Origin of the sequence: Methylophaga sp. UBA3613 (assembly GCF_002375415.1) — a bacterium.
Taxonomy (GTDB): domain Bacteria; phylum Pseudomonadota; class Gammaproteobacteria; order Nitrosococcales; family Methylophagaceae; genus Methylophaga.
This window is the reverse complement of sequence record NZ_DFLS01000006.1, coordinates 368,888-383,902: the sequence shown is the minus strand read 5'-3', so window position 1 is coordinate 383,902 and position 15,015 is coordinate 368,888. Positions and strand designations below refer to the sequence as shown.

Below are 15,015 nucleotides of genomic sequence, written 5' to 3'. Positions count from 1 at the left end.
AGGGTCTGTTGAGATTCCAGCAGTGGCGGCTCTGAAAGCTCAACAGACCCAAATAAGACAATCACAATTATTAAACATTCCGCTGTCTCAACTGGAATGACCAACACTATAAAGGCAATTTATTTAATGTCCTTTAACCCAAAGCAAGCCGAACTTCAGGTGAACCTTGTTAGACTCAGGTATTGATTCTTTATTCAGGAGCAGAGATATGCAGCATCGTTATCTATACAGCGCAGTTATTGGCGTTTTGGCCGTTAGTCTGAATGGTTGTGGTGATACCGCTAAAATCCCTCCACAATCTGATTATGGCCCTGATCCACTGATAACCCAACCGGATAATACCTTGATACCAACAGTGAATATCGCGCCGGCAGTGGGATGGCCAATAGATGGTAAACCTCTGGCTGCAGAAGGATTGGAGGTAAATCGTTTTGCTATGGATTTGGATCATCCACGTTGGTTGTATGTGTTGCCGAATGGGGACGTATTGGTGGCTGAATCAAATGCACCCAAAACCGAAAAACCGGATCCGGGTATTAAAGACTGGATAAAAGGTTTGGTGATGAAAAAAGCAGGGGCTGCCGTGCCCAGTGCTGATCGAATTACATTGCTGCGGGATGAAGATGGTGATGGGGTAGCTGAAACACGCCATGTCTTTCTGGATGATTTACATTCACCCTTTGGCATGGAGCTGATTGGTAATGATTTTTATGTTGCTAATACGGATAGCATTGTGCGTTTTCCCTATGAAGAAGGGCAGACGCAAATTACCGCCGAACCAGTACATGTGACGGATTTACCAGGTGGCCCAATTAATTATCATTGGACCAAAAATATTATTGCCAATGAAGATGGCACTTTACTTTATGCCACGGTCGGTTCAAACAGTAATATTGCTGAATACGGGATGGAAGCGGAAGAAAATCGTGCCGCTATTCTGGAAGTAGATCTGGAAACGGGTGAAAAGCGGCTTTTCGCTTCAGGGTTGCGTAATCCGAATGGTCTGGCCTGGCAACCTGAAAGTGGTGAGTTGTGGACTACGGTTAACGAGCGCGATGAAATCGGTAGTGACCTGGTCCCGGATTACATGACATCAGTGCAGGATGGTGGATTCTATGGCTGGCCATATAGTTATTATGGACAATATGTTGATGAACGTGTTGAACCACAACGCCCTGATTTGGTAGAAAAAGCCATCAAGCCGGATTATGCGCTGGGTGCACATACCGCTTCGATAGGGCTCGCCTTTTACGAAGAAGACTTACTGGCTGATAAATATCAGAATGGGGCTTTTATCGGTCAGCATGGTTCATGGAATCGTAAGCCGTTAAGTGGCTATAGAGTGATCTTTGTGCCTTTCTCCAATGGTGAACCCTCTGGTAAACCACAAGATATTCTGACTGGATTTGTTGATGGCAGCGGCGATGCTATGGGACGCCCGGTCGGTGTTGTCGTTGATAATCAAGGCGGTTTGCTGGTGGCTGATGACGTTGGTAATACCATTTGGCGGGTAACGCCTATAGAGGATTAATGGGTTTCGCTCCAGACTCGTTCCCACGCATCTGCGTGGGAACGTAAATGGGGTTATTCTCCCCACTTTGATATCATGTTTCGGCTTTTATCATTGATAGTCCAAACATATGCCACAGATTCTGCTCGACAAAACGCATCCCCCCATTATTCAGGCGGCTATCAATCTAGGCGATTGGCTACTAAGCCTGGAAAACCTTTCGGAGCAGGATAAAACTGCGATTAAAGCTGTGCAGGATGCTCTGCAGAAATTGCCGGAAATCGACGATGATATTCTGGCGATGTATGGATTCAGTTTTGAGCGTGGCGATGCCTATGATGGGTTAGTCCGCGGCTGGGATATTTCACTGGAATATAATGCAAATGATCCCGAACAGCAGGGCGGATTAGAGATTTTCAGTTCGTATATTCCGCTTCCCGATACCACGGATCCAGTAGTGTTGGCCGAAAAGAAACAACGCGAAGTGTATTTCCAGTGGCCGGTGGGAGATATCTGCAGTTTTATTAAAGCGGAACAGGCTCAGCAGTGGATTGATGATGTCAGCCAGCCATTACAGTTTATAGAGGCGGGTGATCGACTGCGGATAGAAATTGTCTATCAGAACTTTTACGCAGAGCATGAATATCCGCTGATTTCAACCGCTTGATGTGCTTCGTTATTTAAGCAGGTTTTCCTCGTCAGATGTATTCAGTTCATGAGCCACTTGTCTGGACATTGTAGGATCAGTGGCAATATCCACAGTCGATGCTTCAGCCGAAACGTTTGGTAAAGTGGATTCTGTCTCTGGTAATGCATCAGCGGGTTCTGGCTCCAGATTCGTTTCATCATTTATCAGCTGCAGTCGATGTACTGGTTGATGAAATGTAATGCCGGCTTCATCAAACCCGATTTTTATCAGGCGAATAGCTTCACTGCGGGCTTTGGCAAAATCACTTTCATGTTGATTAATCCAGGCCATAAAGTGCAGATCGACGATATTTTCACGTATATCAGCAATCAGCACTTGTGGACCCGGCTCAGCTAGCAGTCCCTGCATATTTTGCAGAATTCCTAAGCCCAGGCGGCGAGCCTTGATCAGATCGATCTCGGCAGAGATAGCCAGTGTAAATTCAAAACGACGTAAGGGATTGCGAGTGTAATTGATCATGACCGACGTGATCATCGTGCTGTTGGGAATACGTAAATGGTTGCCATCAGCTGTCATCAGCACGGTATCTCGGGAAGTCAGCCGAACCACATTACCGGTGAATTCAGCTATTTGAATAGAATCACCGATTTTGAATGGATTCCGTGCACTGAGCAGTACACCGGCCAGATAGTTTTCGACAATATTGCGAAACGCAAAACCTACAGCGAGGCCAAATACACCTGCCACACCAAGCAGTGCTCCCACCAGCGCCGTTGCATCGAGGATCTGTAACGCAATTAGAAAGCCGATGCCAACAATCAGGATTCGTATAATGCGTCCACCCAGATCGGTGGCGAGTTCGGAAAGCCCTATACGACTCAACCAGGCACTGCGGTTACCGACCCAGCGACCGAGCAGCCAAAAGAAAATGATGGTGATGATTGCCACCAGAAAAATGGGCAGACTGCGGAACAATGAAGCAAGCATTGATTCGATTTTTTGTGTCGTGGGTTGTACGCGGGTGGAAATGTCCATTAGCTCATTGAGCCGGTTTTGCACATAAATAACGCCCTCGACCCGACTGGCTAGCGCTACCAGATCACGTCCGGCGCGAGCGCTGGAGACGCTACCACTGAGGATTACCACTCCGGAATCGACTGTGACCTCAACATCTTCATAGCTTTCGATAACGTTCAGAATGTCGCTCAACCGATTTTCAATAGCTTGATCATCCGGTGCATTCGTTACCTGTATTTCAGCGCCTGCATCAACTAACTCCTCACTGTATATCGCGGGCATCCATAGCAGCGTGGTTATCAGTAAAAGAAAGCGGTAATTCATTTGTATCTCCTGCCGGAATTTTTCAGGTAGCCATGACAACAATCCTCACTGCTTTATCAACCCAGGTTATTTACAGCTGCAGTGATTTCAATGAGGATAGCGGCTTGTTATCTGGATATTACTTGTTTTGTGTGTTCTTGCGTTGAGCATACTGACCTTAAATAAGGAAATAAATCAGTTTGAATAGATTCAAGCAGTTGGGCTCTCGTTTAGTGCACTCAAAACATATGTTGTGGGGTGTCGCTTTCGCTTCATTTATGGAGTCACTGATCGTCCCCATCCCGCTGGAAACCATTTTGATTCCTTTGATGCAGGCTCGTCGGAAGTTGCTTTGGGCCATTAGCGCTATGGCATTACTGGGCTGTATTTTTGGTGCGGCATTGGGCTATGTGATTGGCTATTTTGTATTTGGTCTGATCGGCGATCAACTGATTGCTCTGCTGTCGACGCCCGAGCAGTTTGAAACTATTCGTCAGCAAATTCATTTACATGGTTTTTGGTATGTATTGAGCGTCGGAGTTACGCCGATTCCATTTCAAATTGCCATGTTGGCAGCGGGTGTGACGGGCTATTCATTTTTACTGTATATGCTGGCAACCACCATTTCTCGTGGTCTGCGTTATTTTGGTCTGGGTCTTTTGGTGTGTCTGTTTGGTAATCAGACACAAAAAATGTTTGAAGAAAACAAAATCGGTGCGTCGATTTTTATTCTTGTATTGATTGCCGTTATCTGGAGCGTGTTGTTGTTCGGTGGTTAATTTTTTTATCACGGGATAGTGAATTTTTCCTTGCCTGATGAGGAAACGATTCGTACACTTGATTAACTGTTTCAATTAATCAAGTGGTTTATGACAACTCGCTCAAATACACATGGTGGTCGGCGCGTCGGCGCCGGCCGCAAAAAAGGCTCCGTGATCAAAGAACCGACAACCGTGATACGTATTCCTGAGAGTCAAAAGCCTGTAATCACTGATTTTCTGGCGGCTTATCGACGCAGGCAGTCCGCGCCATTGCAAGACCAGCCAATGGAGTTTGAACGTCCAATCATTGCACCCGCTAAACGTAGCTGGCCATTATTCAGTTCCAAAGTGGCGGCGGGTTTTCCCTCGCCGGCAGATGAACATGTCGAAAAACGACTGGATCCTAATGAATTCCTGATTGATGACGAAGAAGCGACATTTTTTGTCACCATTCAGGGCTATTCAATGATCGACAGTGGTTTATTGCCCGGCGATAAAGCGGTGGTGGATCGCTCTAAAAATGCCAGTATCGGCGATATTGTACTGGCGGTTGTCGATGGCGAATTCACCATCAAATTACTGGCCAAAAACAAACAGGGGGCGCCAAGATTACTGCCGTCGAATCAGTCCGGTGAATATCGGCCGATTGAAATCAAGGATGGTATGCAGTTTGAAATATGGGGTGTAGTGACGGGCTCGTTTCGGCGTTTTAAATAATGTCACGCAGTATCGCCCTGATCGACGTCAATAATTTCTACGTCTCTTGTGAGCGGGTATTTAATCCAAAACTGGCCGGTAAACCGGTGGTGGTGCTCAGTAATAATGATGGCTGTGCAGTGGCGAGAAGCAACGAGGCCAAACTGCATATTCCGATGGGTGCACCGTGGTTTAAGTTTCAGCAAATAGCGAATGAGCAGCAGATCATCGCTTTATCATCCAACTATGCGTTGTATGCCGATATGAGTAATCGGGTGATGCGTATTCTTAATCAGTTTTCGCCCGATCAGGAAGTGTATTCAATTGATGAGTGTTTTCTGGATCTGACCGGTTTCCAGCATCTTGATTTGCTGCAATATGGCCAGCAGATCCGCCATCGTGTCGCGCAATGGACTGGTCTTCCGGTCAGTGTCGGTATCGGTGCCAGTAAAACCCTGGCGAAACTGGCAAATCACTGTGCTAAAAAACGGGCTGAATTTGACGGGGTCTGTGATTTTAATCAGCTGAGTCCAAGCCAGCTTAATCGTTTGCTGGCGGAGCTGGATGTTGGTGAGGTATGGGGAGTGGGCCGTAAACTGGCAGTGAAGTTGAAAACACAGGGCATTTACAGCGTTTTGGATTTAAAACAAGCCAATGCTGAAACCCTGCGGCGCCAATACAGTGTGGTGATGGAAAAAATCGTACGTGAACTCAATGGTATCAGCTGTCTGGAGCTGGAATATGCCATCACTGACAAAAAGCAGATATTAAGTTCGAGAAGTTTTGGTATTCCGGTGACGGATATGAACAGTCTGGCCGAATCCATCAGTCTGTATACCAGTCGTGCGGCTGTAAAACTGCGACGGCAGTACTCGGTGGCGCGGATGCTCCAGGTCTATATCCGTTGCAGTCCTTATCGCAGTGGGGAGGCTTTTTACGGCAATAGTCTGATGGTAGCGTTGCCGATGGCTTCTGATGACACGCGTGTATTGGTCAAACATGCGCTGAGTGCATTGAAAAAGATGTATCAACCCGGATTTAACTATGCCAAAGCCGGCATTATGCTCACCGAACTGCAGCCGAAAAGTGGGCAGCAGCAGGACTTGTTTGCGCCGAATCAGGATGCTAAATCCGGACAGTTAATGACGGTGATTGATGTCATTAATAACACGATGGGCCGGGACACCTTGCAACTGGCCAATCAGGGCTTTAAACGTCCGTGGAAAATGAAGCAGGAACATAAAAGTCCAAGCTACACAACAAAGTGGGGAGAAGTATTAACGGTCAGTTAAATAAATGCTTTTTAACTACTCTTATCACAGTTCAGTGAAACAAAAGCGATAGCCTAAAAATAAGGCGAGTATCATCAAATTATCGCGCCAGATATGTTTTGGCCGAACTCAGAGAGCATTATCATGAACATCATTCGTCAAACTTCACTTATCGTCCTTTTAGCAACAGCCATCCTCGCAACAGCGGGTTGTGGCAATATGTCCAGCCGCGATAAAAGCACAGCGGCAGGTGCCGGTATCGGTGCCGTAGGCGGAGCTATTTTAACCGGTGGTAGCGCCGTTGGTACTGTTGGTGGAGCAGCAGTAGGCGGTGTTATTGGTAGCCAGGTTGGTAAAGATTAATTCACCAGAACCATGCGACCAAAAAAGCCCTGTCAGCGATGACAGGGCTTTTTTATTTAAAACGCTTTCATTAATTAAGGTGGTTTACTTCACCCGCATATCATTTTCTACTGATTTCACTCCAGCGACACTGCGTGCCACGACAACAGCGCGTTCAATGTCTTCCTGTGAATTAACAAAGCCGCTTAATTGCACAACGCCTTTAAAGGTCTCCACATTGATCTCGGCAACTTTCAGTGTTTCTTCATTGAGAATAGCTGCTTTGACTTTAGTGGTAATCACACTGTCATCAATGTATTCGCCAGTACCGGACTGGGTGGATGTAGAAGCACAACCACTAATTGTCAGTATCCCCACGAGAGGGACAATAAACAATGTGCAGAAAAGTAAGGGTTTAGTAATGGATTTCATAAGGTTTTCCGGAAAAGTCGTTTGAAGCTGGTTTGATGATTAAAGTAGATGTCTAACGACATAAAGACTCAACTTTTCCAGGGTAGGGAGAGCCAGAATAATAAAATTGATTTGGCCCATTTTGCTTGGCGATATACATAGCACTGTCAGCGCATGTCATTAAAGTCGTTGCATCCACTCCATCATCCGGGTAGACACTGATACCAATGCTTGCCGCTAAAGTTATGTCGTTATCGTTAATTTTTTGAGGTGCTGCAATCGCTGAAAGTATCTGCCTGGCCACAAGGATGGCATCTTCGGGATGTTCTATTTCGCTCAGTAATATCAGAAACTCATCGCCGCTACGTCGACAAACCGTGTCGGTGGTACGGAGACACTGTGTTACCCGTTCGGCGACTGATTTGAGTAATAAGTCACCGGTTAAATGCCCGAAGCTGTCGTTTGATTTTTTGAAATCGTCCATATCCAGAAAGAGCAATGCAACACGCTTATCATGTCGATCCGCTATGCCAAGCGATTGCGATAAACGTTCATTAAATAAGGCCAGATTGGGTAAGCCAGTCAGGTAGTCATACCATGCCAGTCGGTTGGTTTTTTCCATTACCACATTTGATTTGGCGACATTGTGAAACACAATCACTGCACCGCAGACTTGCTGATCACGGTTATGGATAGGTGCTGCCGAGTCTTCAATTTCAACCTCAGAGCCATCTTTGGCAATTAAAATACAGCCTATTGCCAACTCAACTGTTCTATTTTCTAACATAGCCTTATTTGCTGGATTAGGTGCCGTTTCCCGAGACTCACCATCAATGATATTAAACACGGTAAGCAAAGGTTTGCCGATAGATTGCTGGCGTTCCCAGCCGGTTAAACGCTCCGCCTCAAGGTTGAGATACGTAATATTGCCTTCTAAATCGGTTGTCAGCACTGCATCACCAATCGAATCGAGGGTAACTTGAGCGCGTTCTTTCTCCTCGAATAAGGCGTTTTCGATTTGTTTCAATGTATTTTCCATGGCTTTACGCTCGGAGATATCTTCAACCATTAGCAAACTGGCAAATGGATATTCAGCGTCTTCCAGCATGCTGGCATGGAGACGGGCCCATATCATCGCGTCATCAGCCCGTATGAGGCGTACATCATCCTGCAGGGGGGTACGGTTTAAAACAGCTTGTTTCCACTTTTCATTCAGTTGAGCAGAATCTTCTATATAAAGACAAGCGTGCCAGTCTTGATGAAGCAGTTCCCCGGGAGCATATCCGAGAATGTTGGTATATGCATGGTTAGAATATAAACACCGACCTGCTTTATCGCACAGGATAATGCCTAACGGAAAATCATCACACATTTTTTTCAGATTATCGTAATCGAGTTTATCTCTCTGAAATTTTGGAAGGATTTGCCATATTGAACCGCTGTCCGTCCTACGGGTTCGCAAAGTACGCATAACCTATTTCACCCGTTCCGTGTTGAATTATGAAACAGACGGGGTGAAACATAATTAACAGGTTTTTTTATTGAGGAGCATGAATATTCAAAGATAAATTTGGTTTTCATAACGGCTTTTCCTCCCCATTAAGTTTTTCAGCTTAATTTTCAGGATAAAGAAAACAGCAGTATTCGTATGTACGTTTTCGCACAAACCAATAAATTGTAATGTTGTTTTTTTGAGAGTTATGTGCGATACCGTACAAACAAGCCGAGAGTATTTATGTGTTAATAAATAGTGGGATCGCGTTTGTATGGACTCAATGACTGACACGGATTATGTGTGAGGAGTAAACATCAGATAAACGGATATTTATAGATCATTAAATTGTGAGCGTATGAGCCAAGAACAAGACCCCAGTAAAAATAAGATTCTGGCATCACTACTAAATCAAGCACGTGAAAGATTTTATCCGGGTTTAGAATTGGTTAAGATGCCTTTAGGGGAGGTGCTTTATTCTCCTGATAAACAGATTAACCATGTGTATTTTCCGACTACAGCAATAGTGTCTTTATTAAATGTTATGGAAAGTGGCGCTTCAGCGGAAATCGCTGTGGTCGGTAATGAAGGCATTGTTGGGATCTCATTGTTTATGGGAGGCGAAACGACCTCCAGTTGGGCCGTGGTGCAAAGTGAAGGATATGCTTACAGATTATCAGGCCGATTGTTGAAAAAAGAGTTTTTTCGAGCGGAAAAATTACAGCGTTTACTGTTGCGCTACACCCAGTCGTTAATCACTCAGATGGCACAAACAGCATCATGTAATCGTCACCATACGGTCGATCAGCAATTATGCCGTTGGTTATTATTAAGTCTGGATCGGTTGCCGTCCAATGAGCTTAGAATGACCCAAGAGTTGATTGCAAATATGTTGGGCGTGCGCCGCGAAGGTGTTACCGAGGCAGCAGGGCATTTGCAGAAAGCGGGGTTGATTCAATATTCCCGAGGCAAAATCACCGTAATAGATCGCAAAGGTTTGGAAGAACGTGTTTGCGAATGTTATCAAGTTGTCAAAAGAGAAACAGACAGATTAATGAAGGATAACGAAGTCGATTAAATGACATTGTTCACATCGGCGTGGGCTGGCCAAAAGAGAAGACTCTAGAGATTAATACGACCTTTCATTAATAAGCGTAGAGTAAACCTCTTAATGACATAAATTTTTCAGTGTCATTTTATGAGCAATACTGGAGTACCACATTGCTAATTTCTGAAGTCCAACTAATCAACCATCTTATTACTGATTTACCTGCACTGGAAAGAAATCGGCTTTTGGCCGAGTGTGAGCTGGTAGATTTAGTATTTGCCGAGATTCTGACGGAACCGAATGAGGCCATGCAATACGCCTGGTTTCCCAATCAAGGTTTTATCTCGTTGACGGTCCCAGTTGATAAAAGTTCAAACCTGGAAGTAGGACTCATCGGCAATGAAGGTATGTTGGGAAATACCCTGGTTTTGGGTGTGACTATAGCGCCATTGCATTCATTGGTACAGGGGGCAGGACAGGCTTTACGTATTCCAGTGGCTAACTTGCTGCAGCAGATTAAACAAAGCCCCATTTTGGAAGCGATGTTAAAAAAATATTTGTATGTCACCATGGTGCAATTATCTCAGACTGCAGGCTGTACCCGATTTCATTTAGTCGAAGCCCGGCTGGCTCGCTGGTTATTAATGACTCGTGATCGGGCTGAATCCAATGAGTTTCGCATTACCCAGGAATTTCTTGCCTACATGTTGGGGGTGCGTCGCGTCGGTGTTACCCGAGCAGCCACGGCATTGCACAAACGGCAGTTAATCAAATATCACCGAGGCAATATCACCATTCTGGATGTGAAAGGACTCGAGGCATCTGCCTGCAGTTGCTATAAAATTGATAAAAAAACCTACAAACGGATTATGCAGTGAGTGGCTTAAAAAATATTGACTGGTAATTGGTACGCCAACGCACAGACGTTATCCGCTTTTGTTTATATCGTGTTTTTTTCAATGAGAGGGAATGATCATGACTACAAGTACTATCTTATTAATTATCCTGGTTCTGTTATTAGTCGGAGTAATTCCTTCATGGCCACATAGTCGAAACTGGGGTTATGGTCCGACAGGATTGATCGGTGTGTTGGTGATTATATTGTTGGTTTTATTACTGACCGGTCGAATTTAACCCATAAGTCCTGCAGGCCCACTTTAAAAGTGGGCCTGATTGCTTTTAGTCTGAAACGTTGACCTTTTCACCTTCATCCAATCTTGCGTTAGGATTGAGGATGACACGATCTTCAGCTATCAGCCCCGATAGAATCTCAACCTCACTTTTATCCAGCCGACCTACCCGAACGGTTATGATTTCAACCTGGTTATCCGCATTGACCAGCATTACCGAAGGTTTACCTTTAATAGTCTTTAACGCATTAACCGGGATACGCACTGTATCCACTTTTTCGATTGCCTGAATCGTCAGTTCTCCACTGACCCCGGCCGGAATTGTCAGGCCGGTATTTTCCAGTAGATATTCCAACCGCATTGTTCCGGTTTCACGATTCACTTCACCTGAAATACGAGAAAATGGGACTTCAATTTGCTGATTCGCCATATCAGGCAGCGTTAATTGTGCAGACTGTTGCTTATCAATATTGAATAGCTGGGTCTGGGGAATATCCACAATAACCCGTAATCTATCGCTACGGCTTATACGGAACAACGGCATATCATCACTGCGTGTAATTCGATTACCACGCTCAGCCTGGCGACGGGTAACGATGCCATCAAATGGTGCCACAATCTCGGTATAGGCAAATTCATTTTCCAACTGCTCCAGTCTTGCTTCATAAGTGGCTAATGTGGCTTTGGCAACAGCGAGCTCTGCTTCTTTTTCATCTACTTCGGTAGCATTCACGGCGCCGGAATCACGTAAATTAATGTAGCGTCTGGCCACTTTTTCAGTCAGATCCAGCATGGCTTTCTGGCGCTTTATTTCAGCCTTGGCCTGTAGAATTTCCTGCTCCAGTTCGGGGGAAGACAGTTTGGCTAACAGGTCACCTTGTTTAACTTCATCACCAATATCCACGTAACGACTTTCGACATAACCATCAGCTCGGGCAAAAATATCCGACTGTTCAATGGCCTCGACGCGTGCATTGAATACCAATGGCTGATAATCAGTTATGTGTTTTGGTTGAGCCACCCGCACCGAGAGAGTTTCAGGGGTGTTAGCAGAGGATTGTTCGATATTGGCTTCGCTGGCAGGTTGAATTAAAAACCACACCGGAACAGCGATGACCGCAGCAACTATGATTGTCTTGGTTATATTTGACATGGTGAGGTCCTCAAATTGTCGGCAGCTTGATGGGCTGCGGACGTTTAATAAATTGCATGATCATGCTGAAAGTCCAAGGCACTAAAAAAAGTGAGGCAAATGTACCCAGCATCAAACCACCGATAACCGTCCGGGCCAGCGGTGCATTTTGTTCACCCCCTTCGCCAAGCGCCAATGCCATCGGCAGTAAACCAATAATCATGGTGAGAGCGGTCATTAATACTGGTCTTAGCCGCGTCGAAGCTGCTTCGCGAGCTGCTTCAAATGCTGATTTACCTGCCACCCATTGATCTCGGGCAAAGGTCGTGACCAGAACGCTATTGGCAGTTGATACGCCAATCACCATGATAAAACCCATTAATGCCGGTACGCTGATAGTCGTTCCAGTAAGCATTAAGCCGATGATCGCGCCAGATATGGCAATGGGCGCGCCGGATAAGGCAACTAGAGGCATGATCCAGGAGGCGAAGTTAAACAGCATGATGATGTAGATGAAAAATACCGCCAGTAAAAAACCGAACAGCAGGTCACGGTAAGCTTCATCCATGGCTGCTGCCTGTCCCATGATTTCAATATCATTACCGGGAACGACGTCTTGTTTTAATTCATTCACAATCTGCTGCGTGGCTTTATAAACCGAGCCTAAATCTATGTTTTCGGTATTGATTAACACATTGACGGTGGGTTTCAGCATGGTGCGACCAATGCTTCCAGCGACATTTCGTGGGTTAATAGAAGCAATACTTGCCAGTGGCACAGTAACCTGGGGATCAGAAGTCTGAATCTGCAAGTTCATAAGATCATCGGTGGTGCGTAATTTGTGTAATGGCATACGGGTTTGCACTTCATAGGAAAAACCAAACACCGGATCGGACCAGAAGCTGGGGGAGACAGTACCGGCAGAGCCTAAAGCACCTAACAGACTGTTCATGGTGTCTTGTGTGGTCACACCGAGTTCAGCTGCACGTTTGCGATCCAGGTGCACATAGTATTCAGGCAACGCAAATACTTGCTGAAAACCAATATCGACAGCGCCTTCGACGTTTTGCATCTTTTCAATGAGGGTTTCCGCCTTGGCAATGCTGGCTTGCAGATTTCGGCCGGTAAACCGCACATCAAGTGCTGTCGGTGTACTGCCGGATAATGTCTGATTGGTGGTATCTGCCGCTTGAGCAAATAATGTAACTTCCGGAAATTTTTGTTTCAGCATCTGCCGAATCGCCGATTCATATTGACTGGTGGGTTGATGACCTTTAGCTAACTGAATTTGTAATTCTCCATCGTAGGACCCGATAGCAAAACTGTCTATCCAGGCACGATTAATGGAGTCGGGCATGCCAATGTTATCAAATACAAAATCAAGTTCGTGTTCGGGGATTATTTTGCGTATTTCCTGCTGAATCTGTGCAAACTGATCGGCCGTTTGTTCAATGCGAGTGCCAGGTTCGGCCCTTAGATAAAGCCTCATCAGACCCGCATCAGTTTTTGGAAAGAAATCCCTGCCGAGATCCTGAAGTGCAAATCCCGCCGCTGTGACGATAACAACACCAATCAATGGTGCAATCACAATGTGACGCTGCAATTTACCAATCGTATTTTGTAAATGCTGCTGACCATTATGCAGCCGTTGTTCCAATGCCAGATGTAAATGGACCAATGGATTTTTGGAGTGTTTATTTACGGCTTTCTCATTGGTGAGTAAAAGTCTGGCCAGCGCAGGAACCACAGTGCGAGATAATAAATAAGAGGCAACAAGACAGGCAATGACCACAATCGCCATTGGCTGAAAGATATAACCTGCCACACCGGTTAATAAAAATATCGGTGAAAAAACGATACAGGTGGAAAGTGTGGAAACAAGTTCAGGGAAGGCAACTTCACTGGCGCTGGTCAATATGGCCCGACTTGGTTCCATGCCATCGGCCAGGTGACGTTTGATATTTTCAATTTCCACTAATGCGTTATCAACCAGAATGCCAATGGCCAGTGCCAGTCCACCCAAGCTCATTAAATTCAGGGTGTTGCCGGTTAAATTTAATACAAAAACTGCTGTCAGCAATGATAATGGAATAGAGGTCAAGACAATCAATGTGGCCCGTGATGATCCCAAAAACAGCAGTACCATTAATGCGACCAGTGAGCCGACGATAAGAATTTCCATTTCAATATGATGTAATGCCGTGTTCACAAACACCGACTGATCAAAAATTGGCGATATGGTAATGCCCTCAGGTGCCGCAGCCTGAATTGAAGGGAGTCGTTCGGTTAGTTCATTAATAATGTCTACAGTCGAAGCACCGCCCAGCTTAATCAATGACACCATGACCGCATTTTGTCCGTTGACGCGGGCGATATTAGTCTGCAACGCGGTGCCATCCCGAACATCAGCGACGTCACGTAGCAATATCAGTTCGCCATCTCGGGAGCGAATCGGCAGATCCTCAAAATCAGCTACTGCCTGTGGACTGGCATTAACAGTGATTTGCAGTTCATTCTGCGCTTCACGAATGCTGCCTGATGGCAGTGTCAGGTTCTGTTCATTAATCGCCTGCGTTACGTCACTTGCTGTTAACCCTTGAGCAAATAACGCCTCAGGATCCAGATCCACCATGATCTGCCGGGTGGCACCACCATAAGGCAGGGTCATGCGAATGCCATTAATGGATTGAACCATGCCACGCAACTGTAACCGTGCAAAATCAGCCAGTTGGCCATCGGTCAACGTATCTGAAGACATGACCAGCTGGATAATCGGCGTACTGGATTGATTGTATTCGGCAACCAATGGCGGTGAAGTACCTTCCGGCATTCGCCGACGGATGGTTTGCGATACACCGGTGACCTGCGCCATGGCATTGGCAATATCAACTTCGGGATGAAAGTCGATATGAATGACTGAGGTGCCATTCAGGGTTTGTGAACGAATTTCCTTAAGGTTATCGACATTGTTCATAATCGCTACTTCGCTAAAAGTAGTGATTTTTGATGCCATTTCATTGGTGTTAAGACCGTTATAGGTCCATACCACTTTTATAGAAGGTATATTGACGCTGGGAAGCACGTCGACGGGCAATTTCAGAAAACTGATTAAACCTGCTGCAAATATCAGCAGGCTTAAAGCGGCCACAGAATAAGGTCGGGTTAGAGCATAACGCACCAGCCACATAAATAGCTTCTCATGTTATTAGTAAATGTTGGGAGGTTTGGTTGCAGCGACGTTACGCAACCAATT

General features: G+C 45.6%; 14 protein-coding genes. 9 read left to right on the top strand and 5 right to left on the bottom strand.

All coding sequences use genetic code 11. The features are described from left to right. Positions 1–208: 208 nt before the first annotated feature. Together B3S93_RS08015 and B3S93_RS08010 are read left to right on the top strand one after the other, a co-directional pair. Entirely contained in the window at positions 209–1,531 is a 1,323-nt protein-coding gene (locus tag B3S93_RS08015; RefSeq protein WP_292399328.1) for a PQQ-dependent sugar dehydrogenase, read from the top strand. Positions 1,532–1,640: 109 nt separating this feature from the next. Beyond that, positions 1,641–2,177, top strand: coding sequence for a hypothetical protein (locus tag B3S93_RS08010; RefSeq protein ID WP_292399325.1), 537 nt, complete (start codon positions 1,641–1,643; stop codon positions 2,175–2,177). Positions 2,178–2,186: 9 nt separating this feature from the next. Here B3S93_RS08010 and B3S93_RS08005 read toward each other — a convergent pair whose 3' ends face one another. Next, positions 2,187–3,500 (bottom strand): mechanosensitive ion channel family protein, encoded by a 1,314-nt coding sequence (locus tag B3S93_RS08005; protein WP_292399323.1) that lies wholly within the window; start codon positions 3,498–3,500, stop codon positions 2,187–2,189. A 179-nt stretch (positions 3,501–3,679) separates the two neighbouring features. On the opposite strand from B3S93_RS08005, the gene B3S93_RS08000 reads away from it, so the two are divergent. From B3S93_RS08000 to B3S93_RS07985, 4 genes are all read left to right on the top strand, one after another. Continuing rightward, positions 3,680–4,258 (top strand): YqaA family protein, encoded by a 579-nt coding sequence (locus B3S93_RS08000; RefSeq protein WP_292357511.1) that lies wholly within the window; start codon positions 3,680–3,682, stop codon positions 4,256–4,258. Between the two features lie 90 nt (positions 4,259–4,348). Further along, positions 4,349–4,957 carry a LexA family protein gene (locus tag B3S93_RS07995; protein WP_292399320.1) on the top strand — a complete coding sequence of 203 codons (609 nt, stop codon included), beginning with the start codon at positions 4,349–4,351 and terminating at the stop codon, positions 4,955–4,957. Beyond that, positions 4,957–6,228 carry a Y-family DNA polymerase gene (locus B3S93_RS07990; RefSeq protein WP_292399318.1) on the top strand — a complete coding sequence of 424 codons (1,272 nt, stop codon included), beginning with the start codon at positions 4,957–4,959 and terminating at the stop codon, positions 6,226–6,228. Before B3S93_RS07995 ends, B3S93_RS07990 begins: the two co-directional genes overlap by 1 nt. Before the next feature lie 123 nt (positions 6,229–6,351). Next, positions 6,352–6,570, top strand: coding sequence for an osmotically-inducible lipoprotein B (locus B3S93_RS07985; RefSeq protein WP_292399315.1), 219 nt, complete (start codon positions 6,352–6,354; stop codon positions 6,568–6,570). Positions 6,571–6,654: 84 nt separating this feature from the next. Here B3S93_RS07985 and B3S93_RS07980 read toward each other — a convergent pair whose 3' ends face one another. Continuing rightward, positions 6,655–6,981, bottom strand: coding sequence for a BON domain-containing protein (locus tag B3S93_RS07980; RefSeq protein WP_292399313.1), 327 nt, complete (start codon positions 6,979–6,981; stop codon positions 6,655–6,657). Between the two features lie 52 nt (positions 6,982–7,033). After that, the gene (locus tag B3S93_RS07975) at positions 7,034–8,431 is read right to left on the bottom strand and encodes a diguanylate cyclase domain-containing protein (RefSeq protein WP_292399309.1); all 1,398 of its coding nucleotides are present in this window, start codon (positions 8,429–8,431) and stop codon (positions 7,034–7,036) included. 379 nt (positions 8,432–8,810) lie between these two features. On the opposite strand from B3S93_RS07975, the gene B3S93_RS07970 reads away from it, so the two are divergent. The 3 genes from B3S93_RS07970 to B3S93_RS07960 all read left to right on the top strand — a co-directional run bounded on the left by B3S93_RS07970 (position 8,811) and on the right by B3S93_RS07960 (position 10,634). Beyond that, the gene (locus tag B3S93_RS07970) at positions 8,811–9,530 is read left to right on the top strand and encodes a Crp/Fnr family transcriptional regulator (RefSeq protein WP_292399306.1); all 720 of its coding nucleotides are present in this window, start codon (positions 8,811–8,813) and stop codon (positions 9,528–9,530) included. 143 nt (positions 9,531–9,673) lie between these two features. After that, positions 9,674–10,378: a Crp/Fnr family transcriptional regulator gene (locus tag B3S93_RS07965; RefSeq protein WP_292399302.1), complete on the top strand. Its 705-nt coding sequence runs from the start codon at positions 9,674–9,676 to the stop codon at positions 10,376–10,378. A gap of 97 nt (positions 10,379–10,475) precedes the next feature. Beyond that, positions 10,476–10,634 (top strand): DUF3309 family protein, encoded by a 159-nt coding sequence (locus B3S93_RS07960; protein WP_292357497.1) that lies wholly within the window; start codon positions 10,476–10,478, stop codon positions 10,632–10,634. 45 nt (positions 10,635–10,679) lie between these two features. On the opposite strand, the gene B3S93_RS07955 is transcribed toward B3S93_RS07960, so the two are convergent. Both B3S93_RS07955 and B3S93_RS07950 read right to left on the bottom strand, forming a co-directional pair. Beyond that, complete coding sequence (locus B3S93_RS07955) at positions 10,680–11,783, bottom strand: efflux RND transporter periplasmic adaptor subunit (protein WP_292399300.1); 1,104 nt, start codon at positions 11,781–11,783, stop codon at positions 10,680–10,682. A gap of 10 nt (positions 11,784–11,793) precedes the next feature. Further along, a complete protein-coding gene (locus tag B3S93_RS07950; protein ID WP_292399297.1) occupies positions 11,794–14,949 on the bottom strand; it encodes an efflux RND transporter permease subunit in 3,156 nt (1,051 codons plus the stop codon). Positions 14,950–15,015: the final 66 nt, after the last annotated feature.

What these genes read in the sequence shown, in the direction of transcription:
- B3S93_RS08015 (WP_292399328.1), top strand. Translation starts at nt 209, where the DNA reads ATGCAGCATCGTTATCTATACAGCGCAGTTATTGGCGTTTTGGCCGTT.
- B3S93_RS08010 (WP_292399325.1), top strand. Translation starts at nt 1,641, where the DNA reads ATGCCACAGATTCTGCTCGACAAAACGCATCCCCCCATTATTCAGGCG.
- B3S93_RS08005 (WP_292399323.1), bottom strand. Translation starts at nt 3,500, where the DNA reads ATGAATTACCGCTTTCTTTTACTGATAACCACGCTGCTATGGATGCCC.
- B3S93_RS07995 (WP_292399320.1), top strand. Translation starts at nt 4,349, where the DNA reads ATGACAACTCGCTCAAATACACATGGTGGTCGGCGCGTCGGCGCCGGC.
- B3S93_RS07990 (WP_292399318.1), top strand. Translation starts at nt 4,957, where the DNA reads ATGTCACGCAGTATCGCCCTGATCGACGTCAATAATTTCTACGTCTCT.
- B3S93_RS07985 (WP_292399315.1), top strand. Translation starts at nt 6,352, where the DNA reads ATGAACATCATTCGTCAAACTTCACTTATCGTCCTTTTAGCAACAGCC.
- B3S93_RS07980 (WP_292399313.1), bottom strand. Translation starts at nt 6,981, where the DNA reads ATGAAATCCATTACTAAACCCTTACTTTTCTGCACATTGTTTATTGTC.
- B3S93_RS07975 (WP_292399309.1), bottom strand. Translation starts at nt 8,431, where the DNA reads ATGCGTACTTTGCGAACCCGTAGGACGGACAGCGGTTCAATATGGCAA.
- B3S93_RS07970 (WP_292399306.1), top strand. Translation starts at nt 8,811, where the DNA reads ATGAGCCAAGAACAAGACCCCAGTAAAAATAAGATTCTGGCATCACTA.
- B3S93_RS07960 (WP_292357497.1), top strand. Translation starts at nt 10,476, where the DNA reads ATGACTACAAGTACTATCTTATTAATTATCCTGGTTCTGTTATTAGTC.
- B3S93_RS07955 (WP_292399300.1), bottom strand. Translation starts at nt 11,783, where the DNA reads ATGTCAAATATAACCAAGACAATCATAGTTGCTGCGGTCATCGCTGTT.
- B3S93_RS07950 (WP_292399297.1), bottom strand. Translation starts at nt 14,949, where the DNA reads ATGTGGCTGGTGCGTTATGCTCTAACCCGACCTTATTCTGTGGCCGCT.